The organism is Streptomyces sp. NPDC104106 (genome assembly GCF_055584345.1).
In genome coordinates this window covers 511299-537414 of record NZ_JBVJMF010000001.1, presented here as the reverse complement: position 1 = coordinate 537414, position 26116 = coordinate 511299, and the positions used below count along the sequence as shown (strand labels likewise).

Below are 26116 nucleotides of genomic sequence, written 5' to 3'. Positions count from 1 at the left end.
GGACAATGGACCCCGTGCGCTATCGGCTTCTCGGCACCACCCAGGCACTGCGCCCCGACGGCACGGCCGTCCCGGTCGGCGGGGCGCGGCTGCGTGCCCTGCTGAGCGTGCTCGCTCTCAGGGCCGGTCGGACCGTGCCCGCGGGCGTGCTCGTGGACGAGGTGTGGGGCGCCGATCCGCCCGCCGACGCCGCCGGCGCCCTCCAGGCACTGGTCGGGCGGCTGCGCCGTATCCTCGGCGCGGACGCCGTCGCCTCCGCCGACGGCGGCTACCGGCTCACCGCCGCCGGCGACGACGTCGACCTCACCCGGTTCGAGCGGCTGACCGGCGACGGGCTCGCGGCCCTCGCCGACGGCGACCCCGCCAAGGCGGCCGCCGTCCTCGACGACGCGCTCGCCCTGTGGCACGGCCCCGCCCTCGCCGACCTGCCCGGCCACGTCGCCGAGGCGGCCCGCTGGGAGACCCGTCGGCTGGACGCGCTGCGCGCCCGGCACACCGCCGCCCTCGCCCTCGGCCACGCCGAGCAGGCGCTGCCCGAGCTGACCGCCCTGTGCGACGAGCACCCGCTGGACGAGCCGCTCCAGGCGCTGCGGCTGCGCGCCCTGCGCGACACCGGCCGCCCCGCCCGGGCACTCGCCGCCTACGAGGACGTACGCCGACTGCTCGCCGACCGGCTCGGCGCCGACCCCGGACCCGAACTGCGCTCCCTGCACGCCGGGTTGCTGACCGAGGACGCCCCGGCCGCCCCGCCGCCCGCGCCCGCCGCGGGCAATCTGCCCGCCCGGCTCACCTCCTTCGTCGGCCGCGAGGCCGACATCGACGCCATCGGCGCCGACCTCGCCCGGGCCCGGCTGGTCACCCTGCTCGGGCCCGGCGGCGCCGGGAAGACCCGGCTGTCCCAGGAGGCCGCCGAGGCGGTACGGCACACCGCCCCCGACGGGGTGTGGCTGGCCGAGCTGGCCCCCGTGGACGACCCCGACGCCGTCCCGCAGGCCGTGCTCACCGCCATCGGCGCCCGCGAGACCGTGCTGCACGGCGCCGGAGTGGAGAACCTGCGGGCCGTCACCGACCGGCACGACGAGCCCCTCGAACGGCTCCTGGAGCACTGCGCCCGGCGCCGGATGCTGATCGTCCTCGACAACTGCGAGCACGTCGTCGCGGCCGCGGCCGACCTCGTGGCCCGGCTGCTGGCCCGCTGCCCGGGGCTGGTCGTGCTCGCCACGAGCCGCGAACCCCTCGGCGTGCCGGGGGAGTTGCTGCGTCCGGTGGAGCCGCTGCCGGAGCCGGCCGCACTGCGGCTGCTCGCCGAGCGCGGCGCGGCGGCCCGGCCCGGTTTCCGGGCCGAGGACGACCCGGAGGCGTGCGCCGAGATCTGCCGGCGGCTCGACGGGCTGCCCCTCGCCATCGAGCTGGCCGCGGCCCGGCTGCGCATGCTCACGCCCCGGCAGATAGCCGACCGGCTGGACGACCGCTTCCGGCTGCTCACCTCCGGCAGCCGCACCGCCCGGCCCCGCCAGCAGACCCTGCGGGCCGTCGTGGACTGGTCCTGGGACCTGCTGGACGCCGACGAACGCGACGTCCTCGCCCGGCTGTCGGTCTTCGCGGGCGGCTGCGACCTGGCCGCCGCCGAGGCCGTCTGCGGCCCCGTGGCGCTGGACGCGGTCGGCTCGCTGGTCGACAAGTCCCTTGTCGTGGCCGCCCCTTCGGCCGAGGGCGGCATGCGCTACCGGCTGCTGGAGACCGTCGCCGAGTACGCCGCCGAACGGCTCGACGAGAGCGGGCACCGCGCCGGCGCCGAGCGCGCGCACCTGACGTACTACCGCGAACTCGCCCGCACCACCGACCCGTTGCTGCGCGGCCCCGGACAGCGCGCCGCCATCGAGCGGTTCCAGCTGGAGTACGAGAACCTGCGCACCGCCTTCAGGCACGCCGTCGCCGTCGGGGACGAGCAGGAGGGGCTGTGCCTGGTGCTGTCCCTGGTGTGGTTCTGGCAGATGCGCGACCAGCGCGTGGACGCCCGCACCTGGTGCCGGGAGGTCATGGCGCTCGGCCCCGACCCGTTCGCCGCACCGCTGCGCAAGGCCCGCCCGGTCCCGCAGCGCTGCACCGACGCCCCGCCGCCCTACGCGGGCGAGATCCTCGCCGAGGCCCGGCGTGGCGTCCACCTGGCCCATCTCGCCTGCATGGAGACCGAGTTGGAGGCCTGGCAGACCCCCCAGGCGCAGGACAAGCTGCGGGCCGTCACCGAGGCGTACGAGCCCGGCATGCCGCAGACCTGCCGGGTCCCCGGCCTGCTGTGGTTCTTCGCCGTGATGCTGACCGGCGGCATCGAGCGGCTGCGCACGATCATCGACGCCACCGTGGAGACCTGCCGGAACACGCCGGGCTACGAGTGGGAGCTGGCCGGCGCCCTGCAGCTGCGCGCCAACCTGCTCGCCAACCGCACCGCCTGGGCGGGCGACGCCTCCCGCGACGCCGACGAGGCGCTGGCGATCTACCGCGGGCTCGGCGACCAGTTCGGCATCGCCGAGGCGCTGTCCGCGCGCGGCGAGGCCCATGAGCGCAAGGGCGCGCACCGCGAGGCCGCCGCCGACTACCGGGCCGCCCTGAAGCACACCGAGGCCCTCGGCGCCCGCGCCCAGAACGCCGTCCTGCGGGCCCGGCTCGGCAACGTGCTCATGGAGGACGGCGAGCTGGAGCGCGGCGAGCGGCTGCTGCGCGAGGTCGTCGCCGAAGCGGCCGGCAGCCTCAACGAGGCCATGCCCGCCGCCCGGATCTTCCTCGCCTGCTGGCTCGGCGTGGCCGGCCGCACCGACGAGGCGCGTGATCAACTGCGGCTGCTACGCGATGAGTTCGCGATCGCGCACTTCGTCGTCTTCGACGCGACGATCCTCGCCCAGGAGGCCTGGGTGGACGCCCTCGACCGCCGGTCGCAAGAGGCCCTGGTCCGCGTCCGCGAGGCCCTGCGGCGCGCTCAGGACCCGCTGTCCGACGCCATCTCCCCGCATCTGCCCGCCATCTGCCTCGGCACCGCCGCACTGGCCCTGGCCGGCCTCGACGGCGGCGGACGCGCCGCGGACGGCGCCCGCTGCCTCGGGGCCTCCGACGCCCTGCTGCCGGCCGGCCACGTCCCCTCCGGCCTGGAGCGCCGCTACCGCGACCTCATCGAGGCCCGGCTGCGCGAGACGCTGGACCCGGCCGCGTACGCGGCGGCGTACGCCGAGGGCGGTGGCCTCTCCCTCGCGGAGGCCACCGCCCTGTTCTGACGCGCCCCGAACGGCCCGGACGTCAGGTCTTCGTGCGGAACTTGTGGATCGCGACCGGCGCCATGACGGCCGTGATCGCCACCGACCAGCCCACCGTCACCCACAGGTCGTGGGCCACCGGTCCGCCGACCATCAGGCCCCGGGCCGCGTCCGCGAGCGTGGACAGCGGGTTGTAGTCGGTGAAGTGCCGCAGCCAGCCGGGCATCGAGTTCGTCGGCGCGAAGATCGAGGAGCCGAACTGGAGCGGGAACAGCACCAGGAAGCCCACGCCCTGCACCGACTGGGCGCTCTTCAGCATCACGCCGAGGGTGAGGAACACCCACATGATCGAGGAGGCGAACAGCGCGGACAGCCCCACGGTCGCGAACAGCCCGCCCCAGTGGTGGATGTGGAAACCCACCAGCACGGCGACGACCATCAGGATGACGGTGGCGAACAGCATCCGGGCCAGCTCCACGGCGATCTTCGCGAACAGCACCGAGCCGCGCCCGATCGGCAGCGTGCGGAACCGGTCCATGACCCCGCTGTTGAAGTCCTGGCTGAAGCCGGTGCCGACGCCCTGCGAGAGCGTCATGCTCATCATCGCCAGCATGCCGGGGATGACGTACTGCACGTACCTGTCCTGCCCGCCGCCCAGCGCCTGCCCGATCGAGCCGCCGAAGACGTACACGAACAGCAGGGTGAAGACGATCGGCATGAACAGCGCGTCGAACATCGACTCCGGGTCCTGGCGGATCCAGAGCAGGTTGCGCCGGATGAGGGCGCCGGTGTGCCGCACGTGCGCGCGCAGCGGGATCCGTACGTCGGCGTCGGACGGAGCGAGAGTGATTGCGGGGGCGGCGCGCAGCGCCTCGTTCAGGGTGGTGGTGGGCGACGGACGGGAGCTCATACGGCGACCTCCTCGCGGGAGTCGGCGGGCGCGGTGTCCTGCGGGGCACCGGCGCGGTGGCCGGTGAGGGACAGGAACACCTCGTCCAGGCTGGGCAGTTCGGTGGTGATGGAGGAGATGGTGATGCCGCGCGCGGTGACGGCGCCGACCACGGCGGTCAGCTGCTCGTCGCTGAGGACCGGCACCAGCAGGGTGCCGGACTCGGTGTCCACGGTGGTGGCCGCGAGCCCGGTGATGCCCAGCTCGTCCAGCATCGCGGCGAGCGGCCGCAGCTGCAGCGGATCGACCGGCCGGACGCGGAGGGTGCGCCCGCCGACCCTGGCCTTCAGCTCATCGATCCCTCCGGTGGCGATGACCTTGCCCCGGTCCACCACGGTCAGCTCGGAGGCGAGCTGCTCGGCCTCCTCCATGTACTGGGTGGTGAGCAGCACGGTGACGCCGTCGCCGACCATGGCCTGCACCTCGTCCCACACCTCGTTGCGGGTGCGGGGGTCGAGGCCGGTCGTCGGCTCGTCCAGGTACAGCACGGCCGGCCGGCCGATCATGGACGCGGCGAGGTCCAGCCGCCGCCGCATGCCGCCGGAGTACGTGCCGGCCGGCCGCTTGGCCGCCTCCGTGAGGGAGAAGCGCTCCAGCAGCTCGTCCGCGCGGGCGCGGGCGTCCTTGCGGGACAGGTCCAGCAGCCGCCCGATCATGTACAGGTTCTCCCAGCCGGGCAGCTTCTCGTCCACGGAGGCGTACTGCCCGGTGAGTCCTATCACCCGGCGCAGCTGCCGGGGCTGGCGCACGACGTCGTAGCCGGCCACCGTGGCCTGTCCGGCGTCGGGGGTGACGAGGGTGGACAGGATGCGCACGAGGGTGGTCTTGCCGGCGCCGTTCGGCCCGAGCACGCCCATCACGGTGCCCTCGCGGACATCCAGGTCGACGCCGTCCAGCGCCTTGGTCTCGCCGTAGTGCTTGACCAGACCCCGCACCGTCACTGCGTGGCTCGCGCCGACGGGGTTGTCATCGATTCGTGTCATGCCGACGACAGTGCCAGGCGCGACCGACAAACCACCGACAGCAGCCCGACAGCCGCCGACAGCGCGCCGGTGAAAGGCGACAGCCCCGCTGACGGGGGAAGATCAGCGGGGCTGCCGGGGTGTTGCCGCGATGGCTCAGTGGACGGAGTGCTCCTCCAGCGGGAACGTTCCGCCGACGACGTCCTCGGCGAACGCCTTCGCCGCGTCGCCCATGACCTCACGCAGGTTCGCGTACTTCTTGACGAACTTCGGGACCCGGCCGGAGGTCAGCCCCAGCATGTCCGTCCAGACCAGCACCTGCGCGTCCGTCTCCGGGCCCGCGCCGATGCCGACCGTCGGGATGTGCAGCACGCGCGTGACCTCGGCGGCCAGCTCCGCCGGGACCAGCTCCAGGACCACCGCGAAGGCGCCGGCGTCCTGCACGGCCTTGGCGTCGCGCAGCAGCTGCTGGGCCGCCTCCTCGCCGCGCCCCTGCACCCGGTAGCCCATGGCGTGCACCGACTGCGGGGTCAGCCCGATGTGGGCGCACACCGGGATGCCGGACTCCACCAGCAGCCGGATCTGCTCGTGCGAGCGCTCGCCGCCCTCCAGCTTGACCGCACCGGCCCCCGCCTCCTTCACCAGCCGGGTCGCCGAGCGCAGCGCCTGCACCGGACCCTCCTGGTACGAGCCGAAGGGCAGGTCGGCGATGATCAGGGCGCGCCGCGTGCCGCGCACCACGGCGGCCGACAGCATGGTCATCTCGTCCAGGGTGACGGGCACGGTCGTGTCGTACCCGAGGTGGCAGTTGCCCGCCGAGTCGCCGACCAGGATCACCGGGATCCCGGCCTCGTCGAAGACGGAGGCGGTCATCGCGTCGTAGGCGGTGAGCATGGGCCACTTCTCGCCGCGTTCCTTGGCGAGGGCGATGTCGCGCACAGTGATACGGCGTGTGCCCTTGCCCCCGTACAGCGCCTTGCTGCCGTCGGTGGGCTGCGTCTGGGCAGCCGAAAGCTGCGTCATTGCAACGGCTCCTTCAGTCATCTCGAGGCGCCCTGACGGCGTCCCCGGATCGTCTCCATGGTGGCACCTCGTGCCAGTCACGGCCAGAGGGACCCCTGTGATCCGGCCGCCGGAATCCCGGCGTAAGGACTTGGTAAAGCCGTGAGATACGAGACCGTTCCGTATCGAAATGAACGTAATATCGAACACATGACAAGTCCCGTCCCTGCCCCCCGGATACCGGAAGCGGTGCACCGGCGCCGCTGGGCGATCCTCGGCGTGCTGATGCTGAGCCTGCTCATCGTGGTGCTCGACAACTCGATCCTGAACGTCGCCATCAAGACCATCGCCACCCCGGCGCCCGTCGGCCTCGGCGCCAGCCAGGGGCAGATCGAGTGGGCGATCAACGCCTACACCCTCGTCTTCGCCGGCCTGCTCTTCACCGCCGGTCTCGTCGGCGACCGGCTCGGCCGCAAGAAGGTGCTGATCGGCGGCATCGCCGTGTTCGGCATCGGCTCGATGCTGGCCGCCGAGTCCGGCTCCCCGGGCCAGCTGATCGCGTTCCGCGCGCTGATGGCCCTCGGTGCCGCCTTCGTCATGCCCGCCACCCTCGCCGTCCTCATGAACGTCTTCGAGCGCGAGGAGCAGCCCAAGGCCATCGGCATCTGGGCCGGCGGCGTCGGCCTCGCCATCGCCATCGGGCCCATCACCGGCGGCGCCCTCCTCGACCACTTCTGGTGGGGCTCGGTCTTCTTCGTCAACGTGCCGATCGTGATCGTCGCGCTGGTCCTGATGACCTGGCTGGTGCCCGACTCCCGCGACCCGAGGCCCGGCCGCCTCGATCCGATCGGCGTGGCCCTGTCCGTCGTCGGCCTCGTCCTGCTCGTCTACGGCATCATCAAGGGCGGCGAGCTGGCCGACTTCACCGACCCGAAGGTGCTGGCGACGACCGGCGCCGGTGTCGTCGTCCTCGCCGCCTTCGTGGTCTTCGAGAAGCGCAGCGACCACCCGTCCCTGGACGTCACCTACTTCAGGAACAAGGTGTTCTCGGCGGCGATGAGCGCCATCGCGCTCGTCTTCTTCGCGCTGATGGGCGTCACGTTCTTCAGCGTCTTCTACACGCAGAGCGTGCGCGGCTACTCGCCGCTGGAGTCCGGCGTGCTGATGCTGCCGCTGGCCGCCGCCCAGATGATCTTCGCGCCGCGCGCCCGGCTGGTCGTCGAGCGCTTCGGCAACAGGGCGACCACGACCGCCGGTCTGGTGCTGATCGCCGCGACGCTGGCCGCGTTCGCCACCTTCGAGGCCGACACGCCCATCTGGCTGCTGGAGGTCGTCTTCTTCCTCATGGGCACCGGCATGGCCCACATCATGACGCCGACCTCGGTCGTCATCATGCAGGCCCTGCCGCGCGAGAAGGCCGGCTCGGCCTCGGCGCTGAGCAACACCTTCCGCCAGGTCGGCGGCGCGCTCGGCATCGCCGTCCTCGGCTCGGTGCTCGCCACGTCCTACCGCGACGGCGTCGAGGGCAGGCTCGGCCCGCTGCCGCCCGCCCTGCGCGAGAAGGCCGGCGAGTCCATCGAGGCCACCCTCGGCATCGCCGGCAAGCTCGGCCCGCAGGGCAAGGCCCTCGTCGGCCCGGCCAACGACGCGTTCCTGCACGCCATGCACGTCACCGCCCTGTGCGGCACGGGCGTCGCGCTGATCGGCGCCGTGGTGACCGGGCTCTTCCTGCCGGGCCGGCCCCCGGCCGGTCAGGAGGACAGCCAGGAGCGCGAGTTGGTCGTGGCCGGGGACTGACGCGGGCCACGGCCGGATCGGGTAGCGGGGCGACAACCGGGGGAGGAGGTGGCTGCGGGAGAATCCCCGCAGCTCAGTGAGAGGACGGATACGACGTGAGCCTTGCCGACACCGGCCCCGACACCGACGCCGATACGGGCACCGGTACCGCGACCGCGACGGGAGCCGACACCCGCCTGCGGCCCTGCGGTCCCGTGCGGGTCGGTCCCGTGCGGGGCAGGCCGCGCAGCGAAGCCGTGGAGCGCGCCATCATCGAGGGCGTGATGAAGCTCCTGGAGGACGGCGTCTCCCTCGCCGAGCTGTCCATCGAGCGCGTCGCGCGCACGGCCGGGGTCGGCAAGGCCACCATCTACCGCCGCTGGAGCGGCAAGGAGGAGCTGTTCGTCGACGTCGTACGCGCCGCCGAACCCCCCGACCCCGAACTGCCCGGCACCAGCATGCGCGACGACCTCGTCGCCCTGCTGGAGTCCGTGCGCACCCGCGGCATCGCCACCCGCTCCTCGGCGATCCTGCACAACGTGTACGCCCAGATGAAGTCCAGCCCCAGGATCTGGTCGGCGTACCACGCCGGCGTCGTGGCCCCGCGCCGCGCCCTCGCCCTGAGCGTGCTGCGCCGTGGGCGGGACAACGGCGAACTGCGCACGGACGTCGACCTGGAGCTGGCCAACGACCTGTTCATGGGCCCCATGCTCGTGCGCACCGCCCTGCGCCCCGACGGCGATCTGCCCGAGGGCCTCGCGGAGGAGATCGTCGACACCGTCCTCGCGGGCCTACGACCCGTCAGCTCGACAGCCTCGTAGCATCCATGTGCGCGTTTCGTCACAGACCACACGGCCTTGGACGTGCACGGAACTCGCGGCCCCGCCCCGTTCGTCCTCGACTTCCGTACGGCCGCCACCGGGCGGCGGGAACGGAGCCGATCATCCCCTAGGGTCGACAGCGGCACGGGGGGACGACGGTGTGCACGGCAGGCAGTGAGGCAGACGGTATGGCGCAGCAGGCGTACGTTTCGCAGACGGTGGGCGGCGGCTCGGGGCCGAAGCGACCCGGATCCCGGCTGCGACGCCTGTTCTCCGGCTGGCGCGGCGACCCGCGGGTCTGGCGCCGGGGCATCGTCATCGCGGTGCTGGCCGTCGTCCTCGCCCTGGTGATGCTGCTGCACGCGCACATCCCGAACGAGGTGGGCAACCTCGGCAGCCTCACCGAGACGTTCCTGCCCTGGCTGGGCCTGTTCATCCCGGTGCTGCTCGGGTGCGCCGTGCTCCGCAGGTCGGCGACGGCCCTGATCGCGGTCCTCCTGCCAGGGATCGTGTGGCTCAACCTCTTCGGCGGCCTGCTCGCCGACCGTACGGGCTCGGGCGGCGACCTGATGGTGGCCACGCACAACGTCAACGCCGAGAACCCGGACCCCACCGGCACCGCGCGGGCCGTGGCCTCCTCCGGCGCCGACCTGCTCGCCCTGGAGGAGGTCCCGAACACCGCCGTACCCGTCTACGAGAAGGCGCTCGCGCCGACGTACCGGTACCACGCGGTCGTCGGCACGGTCGGGCTGTGGAGCAAGTACCCGATGAGCGACGTCCAGGCCGTCGACATCAAGCTCGGCTGGAAGCGGGCGATGCGGGCCACCATCGCGACGCCGAAGGGCGCGGTCGCGGTGTACGTCGCGCACCTGCCCTCGGTCCGGGTGAAGGTGGAGGCCGGGTTCACGGCCCGGCAGCGGGACAAGAGCGCCGACGCGCTCGGCGAGGCCATCGCCGACGAGCCGCTGAAGCGCGTGGTCCTGCTCGGCGATCTGAACGGTACGATGAACGACCGCTCGCTCAACGCCGTCACCTCCCAGATGCGTTCCACGCAGGGCGCGGCGGGCAGCGGCTTCGGGTTCAGCTGGCCGGCGTCGTTCCCGATGGCGCGGATCGACCAGATCATGGTCAAGGGCATCGAGCCCGAGAGCTCCTGGACCCTGCCGCGCACGGGCAGCGACCACCTCCCGGTGGCCGCCCGTGTGAAGCTGGACACGTCCTCGTAACCGGCCGGAATACCGGGCCTGAGAGACTTTGTTCCGTAGCTGAACTTACATCGGCTGAACTGACAAGTGACCGGAACACCCCTCTCCCCTGAAAGGCACAGGCCCCTTCATGCCCCTGGCCCTGCTCGCTCTGGCCGTCGGCGCGTTCGGAATAGGTACGACCGAGTTCGTGATGATGGGCCTGCTGCCCGACGTCGCGGACGACCTGCACATCTCCATCCCCACCGCCGGGCACCTGGTCTCGGCCTACGCCCTGGGCGTGGTGATCGGCGCCCCGCTCCTCGCCGCCCTGACGGCCCGCATGTCCCGCCGTACGGTCCTCATCTCCCTGATGGGCCTGTTCGTCGCGGGCAACGCCCTGTCGGCGTTCGCCCCGGGCAACGACTCCCTCCTCGCGGCCCGCTTCCTCAGCGGCCTGCCGCACGGCGCCTTCTTCGGCGTCGGCGCGGTCGTCGCCACGGGCATGGTCCCCCCGGAGCGCAAGGCCCGCTCCGTGTCGCTGATGTTCCTCGGCCTGACCGTCGCCAACATCGCGGGCGTCCCCGCGGCCACGCTGATGGGCCAGCACCTCGGCTGGCGGGCGACCTTCCTCGGGGTGAGCGCGATCGGCCTCGCGGCGATCGCCTCCCTGGCCCTGCTGATCCCGCGGGACGCACGGCACGCGGTCGCTTCGACGGGCCTGCGCGGCGAACTGGCCGCGCTGAGGTCCCTGCCGGTCTGGCTGGCGCTCGGTACGACGGTGGCGGGCTTCGGCGCGCTCTTCGCGGCGTACAGCTACGTCACCCCGATGCTGACGCGGTCGGCGGGCTACGCGGAGGCGTCCGTGACCCTGCTCCTCGCCCTCTTCGGAGTCGGCGCGACGGCGGGCAACCTGCTGGGCGGCCGCCTGGCGGACCACTCCCTGCGCGGCACGCTCTTCGGCGGCCTGGCCTCCCTCGGCGCGGTGCTGCTGCTGTTCCCGCTGCTGATGCGCGCGCAATGGAGCGCGGCCCTGGCGGTCACCCTGCTGGGCATGGCGGCGTTCGTCACGGGCTCACCGCTCCAGCTGATGGTCATGGAGAAGGCCTCGGCGGCCCCCTCCCTGGCCTCCTCCGCCAACCAGGCGGCCTTCAACCTGGCCAACGCCGGCGGTGCCTGGATCGGGGGGCTGGCCCTCGCGGCGGGCTTCGGCGCCACGTCTCCCGCGCTGGCCGGCGCGGCCCTCGCGGTGCTGGGCCTGGGTGTGGCGGCGGTCGCCTACGCGGTGGACCGGCGCCGGGTGACCCCGTCGGCGGGGCGGGTCGTCACGTCGCACGTCCCAAAGGACGCGGCGGCGCTGCACCACTAGGGCCCGGCAGGCGACGTTTTCCCGTCAGGGAGCGGCGTCCGGTGCGTGCTGTCGGCGTGCCGGCCGGAAGTCCTCGTACTGGGCGTACGTGGGCTTTCGGCCGGTGCGGCGAGTGGGGGCTCCTCCCGCGCAGCGGGGGAGCGTGCCGGGCGTCGCGACGGGGCGAACGTTGCCTGCCCGGGCGCTGGATTCTCCTGATTCCCCGGGTTCACCTCCTCGGGAAGCCGGAGGTTTCGCGCCTGCTTCCCGGCCCGGCGGGCGGCCTCGCGCGAAGGGCGCCGCCCGGACGCGTGGGCCGGCGGGGCCGTGGGGCGGCGCTCGGCGGCCGGTCGGGCCTTTGGGTGGTCGCCGTGCCGTGCACGCCGCCAGGATGCCGCTCGCGCCCCTGTTCACCCGTTCGGGCATGGGGGAACGCCGGGAAGGAAGCGGCGGCCATGCCCCGGGGGCGTACGCCAACGGGGAGTGTGCGGGCGGGAATCACCGGAACGGGCGGACCGGTGACGGCGCGGGCGGCGGCGCGGGCGCCGGTTGAGGCGGCCGGCGTCCGGCCTGGCGGAGTGTGCACGGCGCGGCGTTGTCGGACAATGACCGGGAAGGGAACCCCGGCCCGATTGCGGCGGGCCGGGGCTTTCCCTTCATACGGTCGGGTCCGGATTAGTCGTCGTCCTCGTCGTCGTGGTGGTGGTGCTTGACGACGCGGAAGCTGGCCACCACGCCGTCGTCGACCTCGATGCCCTCGGTCCGGCAGGGGCGGACGCCGTTGCTCTCGCTGTGGGGGCCGACGGTGGCGATGGGAGCGCCGTTGTCGCAGACCGCCCCGCGGAAGACCTCCACCGTCTTGCGGGTCTCGTTGCGGATGTTCAGGCTCTTGGCGCCAAGGCCGCTGACGACGGTGATGCAGTCGCCGGGGTGGGCGGAGTAGGACCGCTCGTTGACCTCGATGCGGCCCTCGTGGTGCCGGCGCTCGCCTTCCTCGCCTCCCTCTCGGCCCTCGTTGCCCTTGCCCTCGTTGCCCTTGCCCCAGTTCTCGTTGCCGTTGTTGTTGCTGCTGTTGTTGCTGTTGCTGTTGCCCTTGCTCTGCCCGCTGTCGCCGCCGCGCGGGGCGGGAGCGGCGACTGCGCTGACCGGGGCCGCCTCGGGGACCGGAGCGGAGGCGGCCGAGGCGTAGGTGATGCCGGTCGCGGCGAGAGCCGCGGCGGCTGCGACTCCAGCGGTGACCATGGTTGAACGGGCGACCTTCATGTCGCTTCTCCTGTCTCGTCTCTCATGGTGCCGACGTGTCAGTCGGCCTGAGATCAAAACTACTCAGGGCTGACACATCGGCAATTTCGGGAGACGGGGACAAAGGGGCCGTTCAGGGTATATCCGGCTCCGAATGCCGCGTTTTTGAAGGGGTGGCAGGGGTCAAGTCCGGCTTTAGAAAGTGGGATTGAAATACTATTAGGCCTTTGGGGTGATGTCCTGACTCACCCTCATCCATCGACGGAGCGTGTCGGTGCGGACATGTCGGCCGGCGCCGTGCTAGACGGCCGCGGCGACCGGGCCGCCCCGGGGTTCCACGTCCGAGGCGGTCCGGTGCGCGGCCGGGTGCTGCCGGGGGCCGGCGGCCGACGGTCCGGCGCCGCTCGGTGGGCAGCGGGCCGTACGTGTCCTGCTCCTCGTTCCAGGCCCGGTACGGGATGGTACGTCAGCCTGTTGACGATCCGTCAGGTTACCGGACTCACGAGGTCTTGCCGGCCTGCTCCCGGATCGCGCGGTTGATCCGGTTGAAGAAGTTGGTCGTCGCGACCTCCAGGACGATCGCGCTCACCTGTACCGCGCTGAAGTGGTCGGCGGCGGCGTCCCGGATCTCGTCGGCCACGCCCGGCGCGCCGTCCTGGAGCCGGGTGGCGGCCTCGGCCAGGGCGAGGGCCGCCCGCTCCTCCTCGGTGCAGAAGGGCCTCTCGCGCCACGCGACCACGTTGTGCAGCCGCTCGTCCGTCTCACCAGCCCTGCCGGACCCGGCGTGAGTCCCTGCCGGGGCAGGCCGGAGTGCGCGGGACCGGCCTGCCCGATGACCGTCAGCCGATCGCTCGGGACGCGCATGCCGCCTCCTGGGCGGCCATGACCTCGTCGCCGTACTCGAAGGCCCATGCCCCGACGGCGTCGATGGGCGCCAGCAGGGTGCGGCCCAGAGCCGTGAGCCGGTACTCCACCCGGGTCGGCGCGCCGGGGTGTGCCTGCCGGTCGACCAGTCCGTTGAACCGCAGCCGGCGCAGCGTCTCGGTCAGGACCTTGGAGCTGATGCCTCCGATCCGCTCCCGCAGTTCGACCGGCCGCCGGGGGCCGTCGCGCAGGGACCAGAGCACCACGGCGTTCCAGGTGTTCGAGAACAGGTCGAAGGCGAGGCGGGCGCGGCAGTCGGCGAGGAAGGCGTCGGTCGTCACGTACCAAATGGTGCCTGAACCGCCTCCTAGCGTCGGGGTGAACGGTCGAAGCGGATACGGAGAGGGAACGCGTGATGAGGATCGGCGTACTGGGAACGGGCAACATGGCCGACGCGCTCGCCACCCACTGGGTGCGGGCCGGGCACGAGGTGGTCATCGGGGGACGGGACGCGCTCGGGGCGGAGCGGCTGGCGAGGCGCGTCGGAGGCGGCGCGAGGCCTGCCGGTCTGCGCGGGGCGGCCGAGGCCGGCCGGGAGGTGGTGCTGGCCGCGCTGCCCTTCGGGGCGGGAGCGGAGGTGGCGCGGGAACTGCGCACCGCCCTGGAAGGCAAGGTGCTGCTCGACTGCTCCAACCCGGTCGGGCCGGGCTTCCGGCTGCTGACGGAAGGAGGCCCCTCGGCCGCGCAGCGACTTGCCGCGGCGGCACCGGGAGCCCACGTGGTCAAGGCCTTCAACCTCTGCCACGAGGACGTGTGGCGCATGCGGCCGCCCGTCTTCGGCGGCCGGCCACTGGCCGTACCGGTCTGCGGGGACGACGAGACGGCCCTCGCGCGGGTACGCGAGCTGGTGCGGGACACGGGCTGCGAACCCGTGGCCGGCGGCGGCCTCGAACGCGCGGGACTCCTGGAGGCGACCGCCGCGCTCTTCATCGCCCTGTGGGTCGGCGAGGGCGCGGACGCGCAGGCGATCGCGCCTCCGCTGGCCTACGCGGCCGGACCGGGCGACCACGGCGGCAGCGCGAGCCGGTAGGCCTCCCACGCGAGAGGGCGTGGGGCCCGTCAGGACCCCACGCCCCCGCTCCTCAGCGGAGCCTCAGCACATCAGTGCTTCTTGGCGGCGTACGAGGCGACGTAGCCGTCGGCCGGAGTGCCGACGCCCGTCACGTCGTCGTAGCCCTTCGTCGCGGACAGGGAGCTGTCCTTGCCGAGGCTGCGGGCCGAGTACAGCAGGCCGCCGGTGGCGTCCAGACCGTTGGCGAAGTCCACACGGGCGACCGCCAGGCCGGACCCGGTCGGGTTGTCCGTGACGTCGTGGAAGACGCCCTTCTTGCCGTAGTCGGCGTAGATCGTCGGGTTGGCGAAGCCGATCGCCGCGCCGCCGCGGGCCTCCTGGGCCAGGGCCTGGATGGCCGCGATGGTCGGCGCGGCCAGCGACGTGCCGCCGATGCGGTACTCGCTGTACTGCTGCGAGCCGTCCGGGAACGTCTGCGTCTGGCCGACGAGGAAGCCGGTGTTCGGGTCGGCGATGGCCGCGATGTCCGGGACGACACGGTTGGCGGTCGTGCCGTTGGCCTTGGCCAGCGCGTCCGGGACGACGCCCTTCTGGTAGTACGGCTGGGCGACCGTCTTGCTGGTGCCGCCGCCCGCGCCCGAGGTGAACGCGCCGGGGAAGTTCGTCCAGCTCTTGCCGTCGGCCGCGAGGGTCGCCTTCTGGGTGCCCCAGCCGGTCTCCCACTCGTACTTGTCGCCCTTGCCGACGGCCAGGGACGTACCGCCGACCGCGGTCACCCAGGCGGAGTTGGCCGGGGTGTCGACCTGCTTCGTACCGGTGTTGGCGACCTCGTCGCCGTTGTCGCCGGAGGAGAAGTAGAAGCCGATGCCCTGCACCGCGCCCAGCTGGAAGACCTGGTCGTAGGCGGCGGCCAGGTCCGGCGTCTGGCTGGCCTCCACGTCGCCCCAGGAGTTGGAGACGATGTCGGCCAGGTGGTTGTCCACGACCTTGCTGAGCGAGTCGAGCAGGTCGTCGTCGTAGCAGGAGGCGGCGCCCACGTACGTGACGTCGGCACTCGGCGCGACCGCGTGCACGGCCTCGACGTCCAGGGTCTCCTCGCCGTACCAGCCGGCCGCCTTGCACTCCGTGGTCCTGGCCCAGTTGGCCGGCAGGACCTGGTGCAGCTGGCTGGTCTTCCAGGCCGCGTCGCCGTTCCGCTTCGCGTACATGCCCGCGTCGTAGGCGATCGTCGGCGAGGCGTAGGCGTCGGTGATGGCCACCTTGACGCCCTGGCCGGTGTACTTGCCCGCGCCGTAGGCGGCGCGCAGCTGCTTGCCGGTGTACCCCTTGATCGCGTACGGGATCTTCTGGCCGTACGCGTCCGGCAGGGTGGTCGCGGTCTTCGAGCCGTAGTACGTCGAGAACGGACCGGCGTTCTTGAACACGGCGTCCGGCGGCGGCAGCGTGTCGTCGTGGTTCGCCTTGTGCGGGGCGTTGTCCAGGCCGGTGACGGTCAGGACGGCACCCTGGAGGGAGGCCGGGACGGAGGCCGTGCGGGCCGGGGCGTGGTAAGTCGCCGCGCCCTTGGCGTAGTTGTGCAGCTCGGTGCCGAACGCCTTCTCGGCGGCGGCCACGTCACCGGAGACGGCGACGTAGTGCTGGGTGACCGAGGTGACCTTCAGACCGGCCGAGGTCAGCCAGGACTTGACGGCGGCCACCTGGGCCTTGGTGGCCCCGAAGCGGGCCTGCGCCTTCTTGGCGCTCAGGTACTTGCCGTAGAGCGGCGAGCCGGGGTCGGACACGGCCTTGGCGTAGGCGGCGAGTCCGGCCGCGTCCCGCCCGGCCAGGTAGACCCGGGCGTTCACCTGGGCGCTGTGCGCGGTCGCGCCCTTGTCCGCCCTGGGCGTGGCCCAGGCGGGCTTGGTGCCCTGCAGTGCCTGACGAGCGGGGCTGTCCGCGGCGTGTGCCGCGGGTATGCCCAGCGCCAGCGCGCCGGCGATCATGGGCAGTGTCGCTGCCATGCTCACAGCGCGCAGCTTGGCGCGGTTGGATCTCATAGAACCCCCTGCGATGCGGTTCGCATGCATGTCGTGGTCGGTACGTCATGCGGTCCGCGTGCCGGCCCGCGGCGGTTCGGCCGACCGTATGGATCACACGATGGGGGTCACTCTCTCCGATGAACCGTTCATGCCAGGGGAACGGAACGGTCAAGAGAAGCTCAAGTAGCCGTCAGGTGAGGCGATTTGGGGGCATTTATCCTTACGGCTGTGTTACGAAAGGGCTTGTCCGCTGTTCACAACCGCTCGTTCACTTTTCGCGAAGCGGTCATGAACGCGGCTTCGCCCCGCGCTCCTTGAGCATCCCGGCCATCACCTGAAGCTCCGACTGCTGCGCGTCGACCATGCCCTGCGCGAGCCGCTTCTCCACGCCGACCGTGCACTTGGCCACGCATCCCTCGGCCATGTGGATTCCGCCCTTGTGATGGTCCGTCATCAGCTGGAGGTAGAAGATCTCCGCCTGCCTGCCGCTCAGCGACTGGAGCCTTCTCAGCTCGGTGTTCGTCGCCATGCCCGGCATCAGCGAGCCGTCCCCGCGCTCCGGCATGTCGCCCATGCCCATCCAGGCCATCGGCGGCTCGCCCGACACCTTCGGCAGACCCCACAGATCCAGCCAGCCCAGCAGCATGCCGCGCTGGTTGGCCTGGGTCTGCGCGATGTCGTAGGCGAGCCGCCGCACGTCCGCGTCCGTCGTCCGGTCCCGCACGATGTACGACATCTCGACGGCCTGCTGGTGGTGCACCGCCATGTCCCGCGCGAATCCGGCGTCGGCCGAGTCGGCCCCCGGCGCGGTGAGCCGGGCGGCAGCTCCGCCGCCGGCGTCCTCCGCGACCGCGTACGTGATCCCGCCGGCCGCGACGAGCACCGCCGCCGCGACTCCGGCGGTCCAGCCGATGCGCTGACGCCGCATCACATCGCCCCGCTGGTGCAGGCGGCACCCGGCTCCGGGGTCTGCGGACCCTGGACGTAGGCGGCGAAGAACTTGTCCACCTCGGGGTCGCTCGCGCTCTTCACCGCCACCTGGTGGCCCCACGCCGACAGCATCAGCGGCGCGGCCTGGTTCTCGTACGGGCTCATCATCGAGTACGGCGTCTTCGCCACCTTCGCCGCGAGCGCGTCGACGTCGGCCTTGCCCGCCTTGCTGGTGTACGTCACCCAGACCGCGCCGTGCTCCAGCGAGTGCACGGCGTTCTCGTCCTGGAGCGGCCTGGTGTAGACGGTCGCGTCGCAGGTCGCCCAGACGGGGTTGTGGTTGCCGCCGACCGGCGGGTGCATCGGATATGACACCTTCGGCATCACGTGCGTGCGCGACAGCGTGCCGGACCAGGTCAGCACCCCGTCCTTGCCCTTGACGAAGTGCCCGGAGTCCCCAGCGGACCCGGCGGACCCGGCCGCCCCGGCGTCCGTGGAGGCCCCGGTGGCCGACGGGGCGGCGGAGCCCTTGGAGTCGCTGCTCGCGGTGTCCGACTTCTTGTCCGACCGGGAGTTGACGAGGGCCACGCCGCCGGCCGCGAGAGCGGCGACGACCACCACACTGGCGCCGACGACGAGGACCCGGTTGCGGCGCTCGCGGGCGCGCTCGGCGCGGCGCATCTCCTCGACGCGCGCTGTGCGCGCCGCGGTGCTGCTGTTCTTGTCGGAACCCATGAGGCGTGTGTCCTTCTGGGGAGGAAGAGGGGCTGACGGGGGCGGTGCGGCGCCCTGATCGTAATGGGGAAGGCGTGCTCCGCCGTAGAGCGCGACAGCGGACGGACAGGAGAGCGGCGGACGAAGGGCAAGGCGAAGAGAGAAGAGGAGAAAATTTGAACCCGCGATTCCAATTACCTACGCTCGCCGTATGCGGCTTCTGCGCTCCACCGACCTGGCCCTGCGGGTCCTGATGCGACTCGCCGTGACCGTCGGCGCCACGCCCACCACCCGTCAGGTGGCGGCGGACATGGACGTGCCCTACACCCACGCCACCAAGGTCGTCGCCGAACTCCAGCACCTGGGCCTGGTGGACGCCCGCCGCGGCCGGGGCGGCGGCCTCGCGCTCACCGAGAAGGGGCGCACGGCGTCGGTGGGCGCGGTCGTGCGCGTCTTCGAGGGCGACGGTGACGTGGTCGAGTGCGAGGGGGCCGCGCCGTGCCCGCTGCGCTCCGGCTGCCGGCTGCGCGGCGCACTGCGAAGGGCCCAGGAGGCGTTCTACGCCAGCCTGGACCCGATCACTGTCGCGGAGATCGTCGTGGAACCGACAGGGCCTTTGCTGCTCGGTATCTCCCGGGGGCCGGGGGCGGATACGGGGCTTTCGCGGTAGCCGGTCCCCGGCGGCGCCTCTCAGGGGCTGCCTAGGCCGCCGCCAGCCACAGGTCGGGGCCGAAGACCTCGTAGTGGATGTCGGCCGGGGACACGCCCTTCTCGATCAGCTGGGCGCGGACCGCGCGCATGAAGGGCAGCGGGCCGCACAGGTACGCGCGCGTGCCGGGCGCCACGGTGATGCCGCCGAGGTCGACGAGGCCGGTGCGGGTGCCGGGCTCGGCGTCGCGCTCGTAGAAGAAGCGGACGGAGGCGTCCGGGAGCTTCGCCGCATAGGCCTCGTGATCGCCCCGCAGGGCGTGGTCGGCGGGGGAGCGGTCGCCGTGCACGACGGTGACCGGGGCCTTGTGGCCGTCGGTCGCCAGCGCGGCGAGCATCGCGACCATCGGGGTCACACCGATGCCCGCGGAGGCGAGCAGGAGGGGCCGGTCGGCGGTGTCGCCGAGGACGAGGTCGCCGTAGGGCTCCGAGAGGAGCACCACGTCACCGGTCCGCACGCGCGCGTGGAGGTGGTTCGAGACCTCGCCGTCGGGCGCGGCGTCGTCACCGGAGACCCGCTTGACGCTGAACTGGCGGACGTCCTCGCCGGGCGCACCGGACAGGCTGTACTGGCGTATCTGACGGGCGCCGTCGGGCAGCTCGACCTGGACGGAGACGTACTGTCCGGCGCGGAAGCCGCGCACCGGGCCGCCGTCGGCCGGGCGCAGCCGGAAGGTGACGACGTCCGCCGTCTCCTCGACGCGCTCCACGACCTCCCACGGCCGCCGCTCGGTGCTGCCGCTCTCCTCGTACAGCCGCTTCTCGACGGCGATGAGCGCGTTGGCCATCAGCCAGTAGACCTCGTTCCAGGCCTCGGCCACCTCGGGGGTGACGGCCTCGCCGAGGACCTCGGCGATGGCGGCGAAGAGGTGCTCGTGGACGATCGGGTAGTGCTCGGGGGCCACGCCCAGGGAGGCGTGCTTGTGGGCGATCCGGCCGAGCATGGCGTCGGGCCGCTGGTCCGGGTTCTGGACGAGATGCGTGGCGAAGGCGGCGATGGATCCGGCGAGGGCCTGCTTCTGGGCGCCGGAGGCCTGGTTGCCCCGGTTGAACAGGTCGCGCAGCAGCTCGGGGTGGGCGGCGAAGAGCCGGGCGTAGAAGCGCTCGGTGATCTCGCCGATGGCCGCGCCGACAGCGGGGAGGGTGGCGCGGACAGTGGCCGCGGACCGTTCGGACAGCATCGGATCTCCTCGGAACTCTTCACATCTCGGCTGATCAAAACGCTATGAAAACTTGCATCTCAGATGCAAATTAAGGCGGTGTGGTCTCGCTCACGGGAGAAGCGGGCCGGCCATTACGGATGTCGGTGCGAGAAGGCAAGATGGGCGGCAGAGCGGTACACCTGCCGTACGACAGGCATTCAGGCCGAGGACGCCTGGGCGATCAAGGTCCGCAACGCGCTTGAAACGGTGTTGTGGTGGGATGGCTCGAAGGCGGCCTGACCAGCAAGGATGGGGAAGCGGAAGATGGACAAGCAGCAGGAGTTCGTGCTCCGGACGTTGGAGGAGCGCGACATCCGGTTCGTACGCCTGTGGTTCACGGACGTGCTGGGCTTCCTCAAGTCCGTCGCCGTGGCCCCCGCCGAGCTGGAGCAGGCCTTCGACGAGGGCATCGGCTTCGACGGCTCCGCCATCGAGGGCTTCGCCCGGGTCTACGAGTCCGACATGATCGCCAAGCCGGACCCCTCCACCTTCCAGGTCCTGCCGTGGCGCGCGGAGACCCCCGGCACCGCCCGCATGTTCTGCGACATCCTCATGCCGGACGGGTCCCCCTCCTTCGCCGACCCGCGCTACGTCCTCAAGCGCGCCCTGGCCCGCACCTCCGACCTGGGCTTCACCTTCTACACCCACCCGGAGATCGAGTTCTTCCTGCTGAAGGACCGCCCGCTCGACGGCTCCCGCCCCACCCCGGCCGACAACTCGGGCTACTTCGACCACACCCCGACCAACGTCGGCATGGACTTCCGCCGCCAGGCGATCACCATGCTGGAGTCGATGGGCATCTCGGTCGAGTTCTCCCACCACGAGGGTGCCCCGGGCCAGCAGGAGATCGACCTGCGCTACGCCGACGCGCTCTCCACCGCCGACAACATCATGACCTTCCGCCTGGTCATGAAGCAGGTCGCCCTGGAGCAGGGAGTGCAGGCCACCTTCATGCCGAAGCCCTTCTCCGAGCACCCGGGCTCCGGCATGCACACCCACCTGTCCCTCTTCGAGGGCGACCGCAACGCCTTCTACGAGTCCGGCGCCGAGTACCAGCTCTCCAAGGTCGGCCGCTCCTTCATCGCGGGCCTGCTGCGCCACGCGGCGGAGATCTCGGCGGTCACCAACCAGTGGGTGAATTCCTACAAGCGCATCTGGGGCGGCTCCGAGCGCACGGCCGGCGCCGGCGGCGAGGCCCCGTCGTACATCTGCTGGGGCCACAACAACCGCAGCGCCCTGGTCCGCGTCCCCATGTACAAGCCCGGCAAGACCGGCTCCGCGCGTGTGGAGGTCCGCTCCCTGGACTCGGGAGCGAACCCCTACCTGGCCTACGCCGTGCTCCTGGCCGCCGGCCTGAAGGGCATCGAGGAGGGCTACGAGCTGCCGCCCGGCGCCGAGGACGACGTCTGGGCCCTCTCCGACGCCGAGCGCCGCGCCATGGGCATCGAGCCCCTGCCCCAGAACCTGGGCGAGGCCCTCACCCTGATGGAACGCAGCGACCTGGTCGCCGAGACCCTCGGCGAGCACGTCTTCGACTTCTTCCTGCGCAACAAGCGCCAGGAGTGGGAGGAGTACCGCTCGGAGGTCACGGCGTTCGAGCTGAGGAAGAACCTGCCGGTCCTGTGAGGCGGGTCAAAGGGGGCTGAACCGGTACGGCCCGCCCGGCTGCGAGATGCCGCCGGGCGGCCGCCGCCTGCTTCCTGGCCGTCCGGCGCGCGCGCCGGACGACCACTGCCGCCTCACTGCCGGTCGGAGCCCGAGAGGGAGTCGGTGCGGGGCGGCTGGGACACTCCCCGTCGGACGTGGGGCCGGTGGTTGCAGGCGTCGGACACCGAGCTGCCCGACTGCGGGACGAGGATCGGGACGAGCCCCAGGGTTTCCTCGCAGACCCTGGCCGGGGACAGGGACCGGCCGGCGATGTTGATGCGACCGTGGTCGCCGTCGTGGGCCTGGGCCTGGGCCTGGCCGGCGAGCGCGAGCCCGGCCGCGGTGAGCGCGGTGAGAACGGTGATCTTCTGCATACTCGGGTCAACGACGCCGGATCGGCACGGGGCACGGGGCTGCAAGGGTGGTGCCCTGGCGCCGTCGGGCACCCGATCCGGTAGCCGCCGGTGTCCTCGCCGATTGCCAGGCGGCGCCCGGAGGTGAGATCGGCGCCGGAACGGGAGGCGAGCCGGCCGAGCGGGTCGCCGATCAGGCGGAGGGCCCTCTCGTCCTGGGGCGCCAGGTGCCCAGCCGGTCGCGAACGCACACGCCACGGGCGACAGCTCGCGACTCCACGACCGTCTCGCCGACGGGCCTACCCGAGGTACGCGGGCGACACCGCCGCCGCGCTGATCCGGCGTGGCGTTCCCGAGCCGTCCGCCGGAACCTCGTACAGGTCCGCGCCGTAGTCACCGGCGAGCGCGTACACGAGCGTCCGGCCGTCCCGCCACACCGCCTGGTCGTCCACGCTCCTGGACTCGGCAAGGGGAGTCTCCCGCATCGTCCGCAGGTCGAGGACGTAGAGGCGCCAAGGGGCGTCCTTGGGAAGACCGCCGACGCGCTTCTTGTAGGCGATGCGCGTGCCGTCGGGCGACAGCGAGGGGCACTCGACGTCGGTGTGCAGCGTCGTGACCGTACGGGCGCGCAGGTCGCCCCGCACCAGGTAGGTACGCCCGCCGGTCGCGAGGGTGGCGTAGAACGTGCGGTCGTCCGCCGCGAACGTGACGCCCCAGAAGTTGTCGTCCGCCGCCCGGTACGCGCGCCCGTCCTTGATGATCCGGAAGTCCTCAAGGGACGGGATCAGCTCACCGCTCCTCGTGTCCACGATGGCCGCGCGCGTGGAGAAGTCCGTACCGGCGTAGCTGTCACCGCCCACGAAGGCCGTCCACGCGGCGAAGTGACCGGTCGGCGACACCCGGGCCCGCGACGGGATGCCGGGGACCTCGTACCGGCGCACGATCCGCAGCCGGTCGTCCAGGATCACCGCCCGGTACGTGTCCGACACCGGACCGTGCACGGCCTGCAGACACACCCCCACCCCCGAAGCGGCGTGGAACCGCAGGCACTTGACCCCACTCGCGGTACGCGTCCCGCCCGGATCACCAGCGGGCACGGACGCCAGCTCGTCCCGGTGCGGCCCCCACGCCATGTTCCGGAAGACCATCCGCCGGCGCTCGCTCAGCGTGACCGCGCCCGCCACGACACGCGGACCGCCCGCCTGCGCGTGGGCACGGCGCTCGGCCCGCGCCGAGGCGTGCAGGACGGACGCCAGCCCGATCGCGGCGAGCAGGGCGACGGCCGAGACCAGGATCAGCACACGGCTGCGTACGGTCATGCGGTGACACCCTCCTTCGGGCGCACGGTGAGGGAGAACCCGGCACAGACGGCCAGCGCCACCGCCGCCCCGCTCAGCGCCGCCCGGTCGCCCCACACCGTCCAGGCGGCGCCGAACAGCAGCGAGCAGGCGAACCGGGCCGCCGCCTGCCCGGTCTGCACGAGGGCCAGCCCGGACGACCGCAGCGCCTCCGGGACCCCGTCCGCGGCCGCCGCCATCAGCACCCCGTCGGTGGCCGCGTAGAAGGCGCCGTGCAGGGCGAGCACGGCGTACGGCAGCCCGCCCCCGCGCCACGACGACAGCACAAGCGCGTACGCGACCAGCAGGGCACCGTGCCCGCCCAGGAACACGGTCCACCGCCCCACCCGGTCCGCGAGCCGCCCGAGCGGGATCGCCAGCAGCAGGAACGCGCCGGCGGTACCGAGCGGCAGCAGCGCGAACCAGCGGTCCGGCACCCCCAGACGCCGCTGGAGCAGCAGGTACACGAACGAGTCGCTCACCGTGGCCAGCCCGAGCAGCAGCGCGCACACGGCGATCCGCCGCAGATCCCGGCGCCCCAGCAGCCGCAGGGCGGCCGACAGCGTGGGCCGCGCGGCCTCGCCGCCGTCCCCCCGCCGCCCGCCGGGCACGAACAGGACCAGCACCAGCACCCCCACCACGGCCACGCACGAACTGACCGTGAACACGGCGTCGTAGCCGTCCACCGTGGCGCGCAGGATCAGGAACGCCACCAGTGGTCCGAGCAGCGCGCCCGCCGTGTCCATCGCCCGATGCACGCCGAAGGCACGCCCCCGCGCCTCCGGCGTGCTCGACAGCGAGATGAGGGCGTCCCTCGGCGCCGTCCTCACCCCCTTCCCCGTCCGGTCGGCGGCGAGCACCAGCCCGATCGGGGTGAGCGAGTGAGCGACGAGCAACAACGGCTTGCACACGGCCGATACGGCGTACCCGAACCCGGCGACCCACTTGTGCCGCCCGCCGCCGCGGTCCGCCAGATGCCCGCCCGCCAGCCGTACGAGAGCCGAGAAGCCGTTGTAGACGCCGTCGAGCAGCCCGAACCCCAGCGGCGACAGACCGAGCCCGGTGACCAGGTACAACGGCAGGACGGCGGTGACCATCTCGGACGAGACATCCGTGATCAGGCTCACGGACCCCAGAGCCAGCACAGCGGGCGCGACCCCGGTGCGCCGCCCGGCCACAGGCCGGACGGCACCGTCCGCGGACGTCGGCGTACCCGCGCGGCTGTCCGCGACGTACACGTCAGGACGCCCAGACGCCGGTGATGTCCTGCGCGGAGGCGGCGTTGCCCGCGTGCGTGCCCAGCCCCTCCATGTCCTCCAGGGTGCGCAGCAGGTCGTAGTGGTTGTACGTCGTGGAGCTGGACGACCCCGCCGCGACCGGCTGCCCGTACAGAACGGTCGGGATGCGGTTGCCGCTCAGCCGGTTGTCCTCGTCGAAGGTGATCACCAGCAGGCTGTTGTGGGTCTTGGCCCACGTGGCGTACGCGCCCAGGTTGTTCTTCAGCCAGGTGTCACCGGTGGACACCGAGCAGTCGTGCATGTCGCTGCACAGGTTGGGGGTCACGAAGGACATCTGGGGCAGCTGGGCGAAGTCGGTCGGGAACTGGTCGAACGTCATGGCGCTGTCCGTCGGCACATTGCTGAACCCGAACCACGGGTTGTGCTTCTGGGCGTAGTCGCCGCTGCTGCACGTCGTGTCGCCCTGGCTGGGCAGATCCTCGTTGTAGCTGGCCCAGGTCTTGCCCGCGGCGATCACCTCGGACGCCAGGTTGTCCGCCGAGGAGAAGCCGGGCGTGACACAGCTGTCGTCGGTGACGCCCTGGGTGTCGCCGGAGAACAGGGCGTAGTAGTTCGGCTGGCTCGGGTGGGTCTCGGCGTACGACTGCGTCAGGTTGGCACCTCCCGACTTCAGCGAGTTGATGTACGGCGCGCTGGAGGAACCGATGACCTGGCTGTACGCGTGGTTCTCGAAGACCACGACGACCACGTGGTCGGGACTGGGCACGGAGCCCGCGGCGTGCGCGGACCCTTCGCCGAGCCCGGTCCACAGCCCGACCGCTGCCGCGGCGAAGGCGGTCGCGGACGCCACGACGGTACGGGTACGGCGGTGCACGGAACTGCCGGACACATCAACCTCCGGGTGGGGGGGGAAGGAACGGGGTTGGCGGTGCGGGCATAGCATGCACACGCCAACATTCCCCAACCCCACGCCGTCGAACCGGCCGGGTGAAGAGCGGATGAACGATGCCGGTCGGCCACGCACGGGGGAAACGGACCCGGCGAGGTGGTGACCGCCCGCAGCGGCCGCCGCGAACCCCGCCCGCCTCTCTCCTCAGAGTCCGCCGCCCCGAGGCCACACACCACCCACCGGCCGAACCCAAGCCGCCCCGCGGCAGTCCGCCGCAGGTGTGGACCGTGCGGGCCGTCACCTGCACCACCCCATACCGGCCCGACTCCCACGGCAGGCTCGGCCCGCACCGCGCAAGCCGTTACCCGCACCGGAGGCCCACCGGCACGGACCACCGCAGGCACCCCCACGAGGAGCACCCGCCCGGGCGGCCGCACCCGCACCCCTGCCGCAGACACCCCGAGCATTGCCACCACCTGTCCGGGCCGCCGCACCAGCACCACCAGCCGCAGGCACCCCGACCACGGCCACCTGTCCGGGCCGCCGCACCAGCACCACCCGCCGCAGGCACCCCGACCACGGCCACCTGTCCGGGCCGCCGCACCCGCACCCCAC

At 72.3% G+C, this 26116-nt stretch carries 22 protein-coding genes; 8 read left to right on the top strand and 14 right to left on the bottom strand.

Translation table 11 applies throughout. The annotated features are described in order from the left end of the window. Window positions 1-5 precede the first annotated feature (5 nt). On the top strand, window positions 6-3266 hold the full coding sequence (locus ACZ60X_RS02460) for a BTAD domain-containing putative transcriptional regulator (RefSeq protein ID WP_469592355.1): 3261 nt from the start codon (window positions 6-8) through the stop codon (window positions 3264-3266). Between the two features lie 22 nt (window positions 3267-3288). On the opposite strand, the gene ACZ60X_RS02455 is transcribed toward ACZ60X_RS02460, so the two are convergent. From ACZ60X_RS02455 to panB, 3 genes are all read right to left on the bottom strand, one after another. Further along, on the bottom strand, window positions 3289-4155 hold the full coding sequence (locus tag ACZ60X_RS02455; protein WP_469592353.1) for an ABC transporter permease: 867 nt from the start codon (window positions 4153-4155) through the stop codon (window positions 3289-3291). After that, complete coding sequence (locus ACZ60X_RS02450; protein ID WP_469592351.1) at window positions 4152-5177, bottom strand: ATP-binding cassette domain-containing protein; 1026 nt, start codon at window positions 5175-5177, stop codon at window positions 4152-4154. The genes ACZ60X_RS02455 and ACZ60X_RS02450 overlap by 4 nt, the downstream gene beginning before the upstream one ends. A 135-nt stretch (window positions 5178-5312) precedes the next feature. Further along, on the bottom strand, window positions 5313-6179 hold the full coding sequence (gene panB, locus ACZ60X_RS02445) for a 3-methyl-2-oxobutanoate hydroxymethyltransferase (RefSeq protein ID WP_469592348.1): 867 nt from the start codon (window positions 6177-6179) through the stop codon (window positions 5313-5315). Window positions 6180-6368: 189 nt separating this feature from the next. Between panB and ACZ60X_RS02440 the strand changes: the two genes are divergently transcribed. The 4 genes from ACZ60X_RS02440 to ACZ60X_RS02425 all read left to right on the top strand — a co-directional run bounded on the left by ACZ60X_RS02440 (window position 6369) and on the right by ACZ60X_RS02425 (window position 11308). After that, window positions 6369-7955, top strand: coding sequence for an MFS transporter (locus ACZ60X_RS02440; RefSeq protein WP_469592346.1), 1587 nt, complete (start codon window positions 6369-6371; stop codon window positions 7953-7955). Window positions 7956-8131: 176 nt separating this feature from the next. Then, window positions 8132-8755, top strand: a complete 624-nt coding sequence (locus tag ACZ60X_RS02435; RefSeq protein ID WP_469592985.1) for a TetR/AcrR family transcriptional regulator — start codon at window positions 8132-8134, stop codon at window positions 8753-8755. A 188-nt stretch (window positions 8756-8943) separates the two neighbouring features. After that, window positions 8944-9981: an endonuclease/exonuclease/phosphatase family protein gene (locus ACZ60X_RS02430; protein ID WP_469592344.1), complete on the top strand. Its 1038-nt coding sequence runs from the start codon at window positions 8944-8946 to the stop codon at window positions 9979-9981. Window positions 9982-10090: 109 nt separating this feature from the next. Continuing rightward, entirely contained in the window at window positions 10091-11308 is a 1218-nt protein-coding gene (locus tag ACZ60X_RS02425; protein ID WP_469592342.1) for an MFS transporter, read from the top strand. Between the two features lie 654 nt (window positions 11309-11962). On the opposite strand, the gene ACZ60X_RS02420 is transcribed toward ACZ60X_RS02425, so the two are convergent. From ACZ60X_RS02420 to ACZ60X_RS02410, 3 genes are all read right to left on the bottom strand, one after another. After that, window positions 11963-12550, bottom strand: a complete 588-nt coding sequence (locus tag ACZ60X_RS02420) for a hypothetical protein (protein WP_469592339.1) — start codon at window positions 12548-12550, stop codon at window positions 11963-11965. A 478-nt stretch (window positions 12551-13028) separates the two neighbouring features. Then, a complete protein-coding gene (locus ACZ60X_RS02415; protein WP_469592337.1) occupies window positions 13029-13268 on the bottom strand; it encodes an alkylhydroperoxidase in 240 nt (79 codons plus the stop codon). 100 nt (window positions 13269-13368) lie between these two features. Further along, the gene (locus tag ACZ60X_RS02410) at window positions 13369-13734 is read right to left on the bottom strand and encodes a winged helix-turn-helix transcriptional regulator (RefSeq protein WP_469592335.1); all 366 of its coding nucleotides are present in this window, start codon (window positions 13732-13734) and stop codon (window positions 13369-13371) included. 74 nt (window positions 13735-13808) lie between these two features. Here ACZ60X_RS02410 and ACZ60X_RS02405 point away from each other — a divergent pair, with 74 nt between their 5' ends. Beyond that, window positions 13809-14483 (top strand): NADPH-dependent F420 reductase, encoded by a 675-nt coding sequence (locus tag ACZ60X_RS02405; protein WP_469592332.1) that lies wholly within the window; start codon window positions 13809-13811, stop codon window positions 14481-14483. Window positions 14484-14554: 71 nt separating this feature from the next. On the opposite strand, the gene ACZ60X_RS02400 is transcribed toward ACZ60X_RS02405, so the two are convergent. From ACZ60X_RS02400 to ACZ60X_RS02390, 3 genes are all read right to left on the bottom strand, one after another. Continuing rightward, a complete protein-coding gene (locus tag ACZ60X_RS02400) occupies window positions 14555-16465 on the bottom strand; it encodes a S53 family peptidase (RefSeq protein ID WP_469592330.1) in 1911 nt (636 codons plus the stop codon). Window positions 16466-16769: 304 nt separating this feature from the next. Continuing rightward, complete coding sequence (locus ACZ60X_RS02395) at window positions 16770-17411, bottom strand: DUF305 domain-containing protein (RefSeq protein WP_469592328.1); 642 nt, start codon at window positions 17409-17411, stop codon at window positions 16770-16772. After that, a complete protein-coding gene (locus ACZ60X_RS02390) occupies window positions 17411-18148 on the bottom strand; it encodes a DUF3105 domain-containing protein (RefSeq protein ID WP_469592324.1) in 738 nt (245 codons plus the stop codon). The genes ACZ60X_RS02395 and ACZ60X_RS02390 overlap by 1 nt, the downstream gene beginning before the upstream one ends. A 190-nt stretch (window positions 18149-18338) precedes the next feature. On the opposite strand from ACZ60X_RS02390, the gene ACZ60X_RS02385 reads away from it, so the two are divergent. Continuing rightward, complete coding sequence (locus ACZ60X_RS02385; protein WP_469592322.1) at window positions 18339-18797, top strand: RrF2 family transcriptional regulator; 459 nt, start codon at window positions 18339-18341, stop codon at window positions 18795-18797. 31 nt (window positions 18798-18828) lie between these two features. Here ACZ60X_RS02385 and ACZ60X_RS02380 read toward each other — a convergent pair whose 3' ends face one another. Then, complete coding sequence (locus tag ACZ60X_RS02380; RefSeq protein ID WP_469592320.1) at window positions 18829-20016, bottom strand: globin domain-containing protein; 1188 nt, start codon at window positions 20014-20016, stop codon at window positions 18829-18831. Window positions 20017-20301: 285 nt separating this feature from the next. Here ACZ60X_RS02380 and glnA point away from each other — a divergent pair, with 285 nt between their 5' ends. Further along, on the top strand, window positions 20302-21663 hold the full coding sequence (gene glnA, locus ACZ60X_RS02375; protein WP_059248994.1) for a type I glutamate--ammonia ligase: 1362 nt from the start codon (window positions 20302-20304) through the stop codon (window positions 21661-21663). Between the two features lie 113 nt (window positions 21664-21776). Here glnA and ACZ60X_RS02370 read toward each other — a convergent pair whose 3' ends face one another. The 4 genes from ACZ60X_RS02370 to ACZ60X_RS02355 form a co-directional block, all read right to left on the bottom strand. Next, on the bottom strand, window positions 21777-22058 hold the full coding sequence (locus ACZ60X_RS02370; RefSeq protein WP_469592318.1) for a hypothetical protein: 282 nt from the start codon (window positions 22056-22058) through the stop codon (window positions 21777-21779). 278 nt (window positions 22059-22336) lie between these two features. Next, entirely contained in the window at window positions 22337-23356 is a 1020-nt protein-coding gene (locus tag ACZ60X_RS02365; RefSeq protein WP_469592316.1) for a TolB family protein, read from the bottom strand. Next, complete coding sequence (locus ACZ60X_RS02360) at window positions 23353-24612, bottom strand: MFS transporter (protein WP_469592314.1); 1260 nt, start codon at window positions 24610-24612, stop codon at window positions 23353-23355. Before ACZ60X_RS02360 ends, ACZ60X_RS02365 begins: the two co-directional genes overlap by 4 nt. Window position 24613: 1 nt before the next feature. Further along, window positions 24614-25501 (bottom strand): alkaline phosphatase family protein, encoded by an 888-nt coding sequence (locus ACZ60X_RS02355; protein WP_469592312.1) that lies wholly within the window; start codon window positions 25499-25501, stop codon window positions 24614-24616. Window positions 25502-26116 lie beyond the last annotated feature (615 nt).